We start from the raw sequence: 6295 nt of genomic DNA, 5'->3' as shown, positions 1-6295 counted from the left end.
CGTCCAGGATCTTCGGGACCGAAAGGTGACCCCGCATGTCGCCCGCAAGCGCAAAGGCTCTGCCATCGACGGGCGCACCACCCGCCACACCGGTTACGCCATGAGCATTCACGTTCGCCGCCGGATCGAGTCGATCTTCGGTTGGATGAAGACCATTGGCGGGATGCGCAAAACTCGATTCCGTGGATTGGATCGGGTGGGCCTGCACTTCTCTCTGGCCGCGGTGGCCTACAACCTGGTGCGCATGTCTCGATTGGGAGTGGCCTGATGGGAGTGCTGCGTCCGGAATCCGTGAAATGCGCGCAAAAAGCTCAGAAAACGGCAAAAATGACTCGTGCAGAGCCCAATTTCAGGAGGTTTTTGCTCGAATCCGCAACTCACGCGAGATTTTGCAGAGTTTTTCCGCAGCCTCTTAGATTGGACAAGCCGGGTATCGCCCGGCTCATAAACCGGGCGCGGATTGAAACAATACTCTGTGAATTTTCCCCGCACTCGGGGGGATAGGGTTTACCGGGAGAGCGGGGACCCCGGAGGCTTGGGTACGCCGTCGGCCACTGTAGCGGCAAGGGTTTGTCCTTGCTCCAGACGATAGATCCAAGCCAGCAGCTCGGCGACGGCGAGGTAAAGTTGCGGGGGAATCTGGGCGTCCAGATCGACCTGCATCAGCAAATTCACCAATTCTTTGGATTCGTGGACATAAATCCCCGCCTCTTTCGCCCTGGCGATGATCTGCTCGGCCACGTAACCTCGGCCCTTGGCCACTACCTGCGGTGCCCCTGCCCCTTCGCCATAGCGGAGGGCCACGGCAGCCTTGGGGCGCGGCGGCGTTGCGGCTTCAGTCATGGCCGAAGTCCGGAGCGATGTCGCATTGGGTGACGTGCAGCCCCGCCGCTGCCAATGCCGACTCCAGGGCTGAGCGGCCGGCGCTGAGGGTGGCATTCTCCGTGCCCCAGACCTGTACCGCCAAGGCATCGCCGGCGAGGACGAGGCGGGCGCGCACTTCGCCGAGTTGCGGGAGTTGCATGCTCAGGGTGCTCACCCAACGCTGCCCAGGAGTTTCCAGCGGACCACCATGCCCCCCATCGGCCTTGCGCTTTTCCACCTGCCAATGGGCCCACTGGCCGGGCCAGACCGCTCCGTTCCACTCCACTTGCTGCTGCATGAGGGCCTGGAGCTGCTGACCAACCAGATTGGCCACGGCGCCATGGACGGCCTGCGTCGGGCTGGGTAGCGGGTTTGCGCCCAGGCCGGCCATCTGGCTGTAAACCGTGGCACCTTGAGCGGCTGCGCGACTGATGGCCTGAGATAGCGCCGGATCGGGCGTTATCGCGCCGGGCGCCCCGGCGCCAGGGCTCGGCCCTGCAAGCATCTGGTCTTCCGGGCGTGTGGGGACCATGGCAGCGGCCGCTGCCTGGGAAAATGGCGGAGCGGCCGCCGGCTCCGCCGGGATCTGGGCGGGATTTGCGGCACTGCTGTGGGGATTGGAAAGGGCCCCCTGGGGTTCTGCCAGTAGGGTGGCAAGGGGCATGCGGCCTTGGGCCCAAGCGACAAGATGGCTTTCATAAAAGAGGCCGCTACCGCGCAAGGCGCCCTCCAGGGCCTGGGCAAGCTGCGCGGTGGGCAACGGCATTCGCGCCGCTACGGGAACGGTCTCCACACCGCCCGGCGCCACCGGCCCTTTCCCTGCCTGCTGGATCTCCACCAGCGACTGGGCGGTGGGAGACAGGGCCACGCGATCGGGGGGCAAGGGGGCTGGATTCAGGTACAGAAAGGTCGGTCGCGATTGCGCCCCCAGGAACAGCAAGGAGACGCGGTCCCCGGCCGCCCAGCTACCGGGGAGGTCCATGGCGACCTGGTTACGGGCGATTTGCACCAGGGTTTGGCCAGACTGATTTTGCCCAAGGACGACCGCCAGGACCTTTGCGCCGGGCTTTAACCCCTGGCCCAACTGCTCGGCGGCAGGACCCGAGGCCGTAATGGGAGAGGCGTTCGGGATGCGGGCACCCTGCCCCGCCACCTCATTCACGCCCATGCTGATCTCCGCCTTTCTGCATACGCAGCAGCAGTTCGGCCTCCCCCTCGCCGAGCCCGCAAATGGCAGCGACTCGCCGGGCGTCCAGCCCGGACCGGGCCAGCATCAGGGCGCGCCGGTACCGATCTTCGCTGTCATCGGGGGCCCATGCGGGAGGGGCGGCTTCGGGAAGGGGCGTTGGGGCGCCGATGCCGCGCTCTTCCTGCAATACGGACCAGGCTGCCGTCAGGCTGGCCATGGCTTCTTCCAGGGCCTGCACCCGCCGGCGCGACTCCAGCAAGCTCGCCACCAAGCGCCGTTGCAGACGCCACAGCAAAAACTGGGCGACAACAATGACGAGTGCCAGCAGCAAGAGAAGGTACCACATGGGGCCCGCGTTTACTCCTCATTGGATGATCTCGATCCAGGGCTCGGGCGGTCCGCCCTACCCATCCACTTTTCTTGAGAATAACACATCAAACTGACGGATATGCACCAAGCTATCCGTCGCCGTCAGGAAACGTGCCTCACCGCCGTTGGCGTGGGAAGGTCGCGAGGATGGGCGCACCGCGAGGCTTGGGGTTATCAAGCCGACGGGTCTTTCATGATAGGATACCCAACCAACTGATGCCTTGATGGAGTCCATGAGGATGCCTTGCCGCGTGATGGGAGTCTGCCGTGCCTGCTGAGTCGTCGCCATCTTCCCCTCGGGAAATCGATTTACTCCTTCACGCCCGCTGGATCGTCCCCATTCGGCCCCGCGGGCTGCTTCATGAGCATGCCCTCGCCGTCCATGCCGGTCGCATTCTTGCCCTGGGACCCGCCGGGGAGATGACCCGGCAATACCGGGCGAGGGAGCATCTGCATCTGGATCAGCATGTGCTCATGCCGGGGCTGGTGAACGCCCACACCCATGGGGCCATGACCTTGCTGCGCGGCCTTGCCGATGACCTGCCGCTGATGACCTGGCTGAACCGGCATATCTGGCCTGCGGAGGGGCGCTTTGTCAGCGCCGAGTTTGTCCGGATCGGGACGCAGTTGGCCATTGCCGAAATGGCGCGCGGCGGCACGACCTGCTTCAATGACATGTATTTTTTCCCCGAGGCGGCGGCTCAGGCGGCCGTGGAGATGGGCATGCGCGCCACCGTTGGTCATGTCATCATCGATTTTCCCACTCCCTATGCCGCCAACGCCCAGGACTGTCTACAGCAGGCGGCCGACCTGATCCCCCATGTGCAGGGTCTGCCGCGGATCCGCCAGAGCATCGCCCCCCACGCGCCCTATACCGTAGGCGATGCCGGTCTGTTGGGGGCACGGGATCTGGCGCAGGAGCGGCAACTCCCCCTGCACATGCATGTCCATGAAACGGCCCACGAGGTAGAGGACGCCCTCCGCCGCACCGGGCAACGGCCCCTGGCCCGCCTGGCGGCCTTGGGCCTGCTGGAACAGCGTTTTCTCGCCGTGCACATGACGCAACTGGATGAAAGCGACCTGCGGCGTTGCCGTGATTACGGCTTGCGTATCGCCCATTGCCCCGAATCCAATCTCAAGCTCGCCTCTGGCATGGCACCGGTGGCGGCGCTGCTGGCAGCCGGGGTGCGCCTGGGTATTGGTACCGATGGCGCGGCGAGCAACAACGATCTGGATATGCTCGGAGAGCTGCGCAGCGCCGCCCTGCTGGCCAAGGGCGCCAGCGGTGATCCCACGGCCCTGCCGGCCTGGGCTGCCCTGGAAGCGGCCACCCTGGGCAGTGCCGAGGCGGCCGCCTGGGAGGACGAAATCGGCAGCCTGGAGCCGGGGAAAGCCGCCGACTGCATCGCCATCAATCTGGACCATCCCGCCACTTTTCCGGTGTATGATCCCATTTCCCAGGTGGCTTACTGTGCCGGACGGGACCAGGTGAGCCATGTCTGGGTAGCCGGCCGGGCACTGCTCGTGGATGGTCAACCGACGCTCTGGGAGGAAAAAACGCTGCGCCACAACGCCCGGTCTTGGGTGAAGCGCATAGCCGATGAGGATGACAAAGCATGAATGTCGATAGCGCCGAAATCAGCAAGTTCGACCAGTTGGCCAATGCCTGGTGGGATCCACGGGGCCCTTTCCGCACCTTGCATGAAATCAATCCATTGCGTCTGCAATTCATTGCCGATGGCGCTGCCGGCCTGGAAGGTAAACGGGTGCTGGATGTGGGAACGGGGGGCGGCATACTGGCGGAGGCCATGGCCCGCCGGGGGGGCATCGTGACGGCCATCGATCTGGCGGGCGATGGCATTGCCGCCGCGCGCGATCATGCCGAAGCCATGGGTCTGGCCATCGATTACCGGCAGATGGCCGTGGAAGACCTGGCCGCGCAGACACCCGCTGCCTACGATGTGGTTACCGCCATGGAAATGCTCGAGCATGTCCCGGACCCGGCCGCCATCGTTTCGGCCTGCGCGCGCCTGCTGCGTCCAGGTGGCGATGCCTTTTTTGCCACCATCAACCGCAATCCCAAGAGCTACCTCCTAGCCATCGTCGGCGCCGAATATCTGTTGGGACTCTTGCCCCGCGGCACCCATGACTATCAAAAATTCATCCGGCCCAGCGAGCTGCTCGACATGACACGAGGCGCCGGCTTGCAGACCATGGCCCTCAAGGGCTTGCACTACGATCCCATCCGCCATGAGGCGCGGCTCGTGGGCGATGTGGGCGTCAATTACCTGGGACACTTTCGCAAAATCGCGGTCCATGCCTGAGATCCGGGCCGTACTTTTCGACCTGGATGGCACCCTGGTCGATACCGCTCCGGATTTGGCGGCAGCCGCCAACCGCCTGCGGGCGCGCCATGACCTGTCGCCCCTGCCCCTGGAATTGCTCCGCCCGGTGGCCTCCCAGGGGGCTCGCGGCCTCTTGCGGGTCGCCTTTGCCATCGCCCCCGATGCGCCCGGCTATGGACCGTTGCGCAAGGAATTTCTCGATTTGTATGCGCAACATCTTTGCGATGAGACGCGGCTCTTTCCGGGGATGGGAAAAGTGCTGGAACGCTTCGCCGCCCTTGCCCTTCCCTGGGGGATCGTCACCAACAAGCCCGCCTTTCTCACCGGAGCGCTGCTGGATGCCCTCGACCTGCCCCAAGCACCCGGAGTGGTGGTCAGCGGCGATACTCTGGCCAAGGCCAAGCCGGACCCCCTGCCCGTTCGCCATGCCCTCGCGGCGCTCGGCGTCCCGGCGCCCCACGCCCTCATGATCGGCGACGATCGCCGCGATATCGAGGCGGGCCATGGCGCCGGGGTCAGGGCATGGGCGGCGGGATGGGGTTACATCGAAGCGGAAGACGCCCCCGAGCGCTGGGCGGCGGACCGGGTCATTGCCGACAGCCGCGCCCTAGAAGGGGCCCTCTTCCCCGCCTGAAAGGGCTGGGGCGATGGGCGGCGCGGCGGCGCGGCGCGTCATCTGCAGAAAGGCCGCCGTCAGGATGAGCATGCCGCCCAGGATCTCCGCGGTGGAGGGGACCTCGCCGGCCAGAGCCCAGGCCGACAGGGCGCCGGCGATGACCTCAAAGGGCAGGATCACCGCCGACAGGCTCACGGCCATGCGCACCACGCCATATTGCACCAGCAGGGTGGCGCCGGCGATCCAGAACCAGGAGAAGGCGAGTAAAAACCCCATCTCCCCCAAGTGCAGTTGCGGGGGCGGCGCCAGCAGGGCCAGGGGCAAGGCCAGGAGTACGCAGCCCACCCATACGGCCGTCGCCCGATGCAGGTCCGCCAGGCCTTCGTCGGCGCGCAGGACGACGCTGCTGAGGGCAAAGGCCAGCCCTGAGGAAATGGCGAGGAGGTCGTTTCCGGTGATGCTGCCCCAGCCGCCCACCGCCTCGCCCTTGCCGACCACCAGCGCTGAACCGGATACGGCCAGCACCGCCGCCATGACCCCGCGCCAGCCGATGGCTTCGTGGAGAAAGAGGCGGGCCGCGAAGATCGCCCAGATGGGGGAGAGATAAAAGAGCAGCAGGACGCGGATGACCTCGCCATGGAGCAAGGCGAGCATGAAGGCCACATTGGTCCAGCCCCCCAAAACGACCAGCCAGAGTATGGCATGGCCGTGGCCGCGCCAATCGCGCCGCCGTTTCCAGGACCAGGCGCCCATGGGCAGGGCCAGCAGGGCATAGACGCCGAGGATGAGCCAGGGGCCGGAGATTCCCGCCGCCGCAAAGTGGCGCATGGGCCACCACAGCACGCCCCAAAGGCTGGAACCCAGCAGTAACGCCAAAACCGGCAACGCGCCATTACGCATCGACACTTGTCA

8 protein-coding genes are annotated in these 6295 nt (G+C 65.6%); 4 read left to right on the top strand and 4 right to left on the bottom strand.

The features are described from left to right. Window positions 1–268, top strand: a 268-nt coding sequence (locus ACP5MM_RS04960) for a transposase (RefSeq protein WP_427934201.1), incomplete at its 5' end; no start/stop codon positions are given. 239 nt (window positions 269–507) lie between these two features. On the opposite strand, the gene ACP5MM_RS04955 is transcribed toward ACP5MM_RS04960, so the two are convergent. Genes ACP5MM_RS04955 through ACP5MM_RS04945 form a run of 3 tightly spaced genes read right to left on the bottom strand, consistent with a single transcriptional unit; the run spans window position 508 to window position 2399 of the window. Further along, a complete protein-coding gene (locus ACP5MM_RS04955; RefSeq protein ID WP_427933066.1) occupies window positions 508–843 on the bottom strand; it encodes an EscU/YscU/HrcU family type III secretion system export apparatus switch protein in 336 nt (111 codons plus the stop codon). Then, window positions 836–2032: a flagellar hook-length control protein FliK gene (locus tag ACP5MM_RS04950; protein ID WP_427933067.1), complete on the bottom strand. Its 1197-nt coding sequence runs from the start codon at window positions 2030–2032 to the stop codon at window positions 836–838. The genes ACP5MM_RS04955 and ACP5MM_RS04950 overlap by 8 nt, the downstream gene beginning before the upstream one ends. Continuing rightward, window positions 2019–2399 (bottom strand): DUF2802 domain-containing protein, encoded by a 381-nt coding sequence (locus tag ACP5MM_RS04945; protein WP_427933068.1) that lies wholly within the window; start codon window positions 2397–2399, stop codon window positions 2019–2021. Before ACP5MM_RS04945 ends, ACP5MM_RS04950 begins: the two co-directional genes overlap by 14 nt. A 290-nt stretch (window positions 2400–2689) precedes the next feature. On the opposite strand from ACP5MM_RS04945, the gene ACP5MM_RS04940 reads away from it, so the two are divergent. Genes ACP5MM_RS04940 through ACP5MM_RS04930 form a run of 3 tightly spaced genes read left to right on the top strand, consistent with a single transcriptional unit; the run spans window position 2690 to window position 5401 of the window. Beyond that, window positions 2690–4042 carry a TRZ/ATZ family hydrolase gene (locus ACP5MM_RS04940; RefSeq protein ID WP_427934200.1) on the top strand — a complete coding sequence of 451 codons (1353 nt, stop codon included), beginning with the start codon at window positions 2690–2692 and terminating at the stop codon, window positions 4040–4042. Beyond that, window positions 4039–4746 carry a bifunctional 2-polyprenyl-6-hydroxyphenol methylase/3-demethylubiquinol 3-O-methyltransferase UbiG gene (gene ubiG / locus ACP5MM_RS04935; protein ID WP_427934199.1) on the top strand — a complete coding sequence of 236 codons (708 nt, stop codon included), beginning with the start codon at window positions 4039–4041 and terminating at the stop codon, window positions 4744–4746. Before ACP5MM_RS04940 ends, ubiG begins: the two co-directional genes overlap by 4 nt. Continuing rightward, entirely contained in the window at window positions 4739–5401 is a 663-nt protein-coding gene (locus ACP5MM_RS04930) for an HAD-IA family hydrolase (RefSeq protein ID WP_427933073.1), read from the top strand. Before ubiG ends, ACP5MM_RS04930 begins: the two co-directional genes overlap by 8 nt. Here the strand turns inward: ACP5MM_RS04930 and ACP5MM_RS04925 are convergent. Beyond that, window positions 5375–6283, bottom strand: coding sequence for a DMT family transporter (locus ACP5MM_RS04925; protein ID WP_427933084.1), 909 nt, complete (start codon window positions 6281–6283; stop codon window positions 5375–5377). The two genes, ACP5MM_RS04930 and ACP5MM_RS04925, sit on opposite strands and share 27 nt — an antisense overlap. Window positions 6284–6295: the final 12 nt, after the last annotated feature.

Source organism: Acidithiobacillus sp. (assembly GCF_049965315.1).
In the GTDB taxonomy this organism is placed as follows: domain Bacteria; phylum Pseudomonadota; class Gammaproteobacteria; order Acidithiobacillales; family Acidithiobacillaceae; genus Acidithiobacillus_B.
Note: the sequence above shows the minus strand (reverse complement) of the source record. Positions and strands in the feature narration are given on the sequence as shown.

Bases quoted from the DNA above. Each gene is read 5' to 3' on its own strand.
- ACP5MM_RS04930 (WP_427933073.1), top strand. From the start codon at position 4,739: ATGCCTGAGATCCGGGCCGTACTTTTCGACCTGGATGGCACCCTGGTC.
- ACP5MM_RS04925 (WP_427933084.1), bottom strand. From the start codon at position 6,283: ATGCGTAATGGCGCGTTGCCGGTTTTGGCGTTACTGCTGGGTTCCAGC.
- ACP5MM_RS04945 (WP_427933068.1), bottom strand. From the start codon at position 2,399: ATGTGGTACCTTCTCTTGCTGCTGGCACTCGTCATTGTTGTCGCCCAG.
- ubiG (WP_427934199.1), top strand. From the start codon at position 4,039: ATGAATGTCGATAGCGCCGAAATCAGCAAGTTCGACCAGTTGGCCAAT.
- ACP5MM_RS04950 (WP_427933067.1), bottom strand. From the start codon at position 2,032: ATGGGCGTGAATGAGGTGGCGGGGCAGGGTGCCCGCATCCCGAACGCC.
- ACP5MM_RS04955 (WP_427933066.1), bottom strand. From the start codon at position 843: ATGACTGAAGCCGCAACGCCGCCGCGCCCCAAGGCTGCCGTGGCCCTC.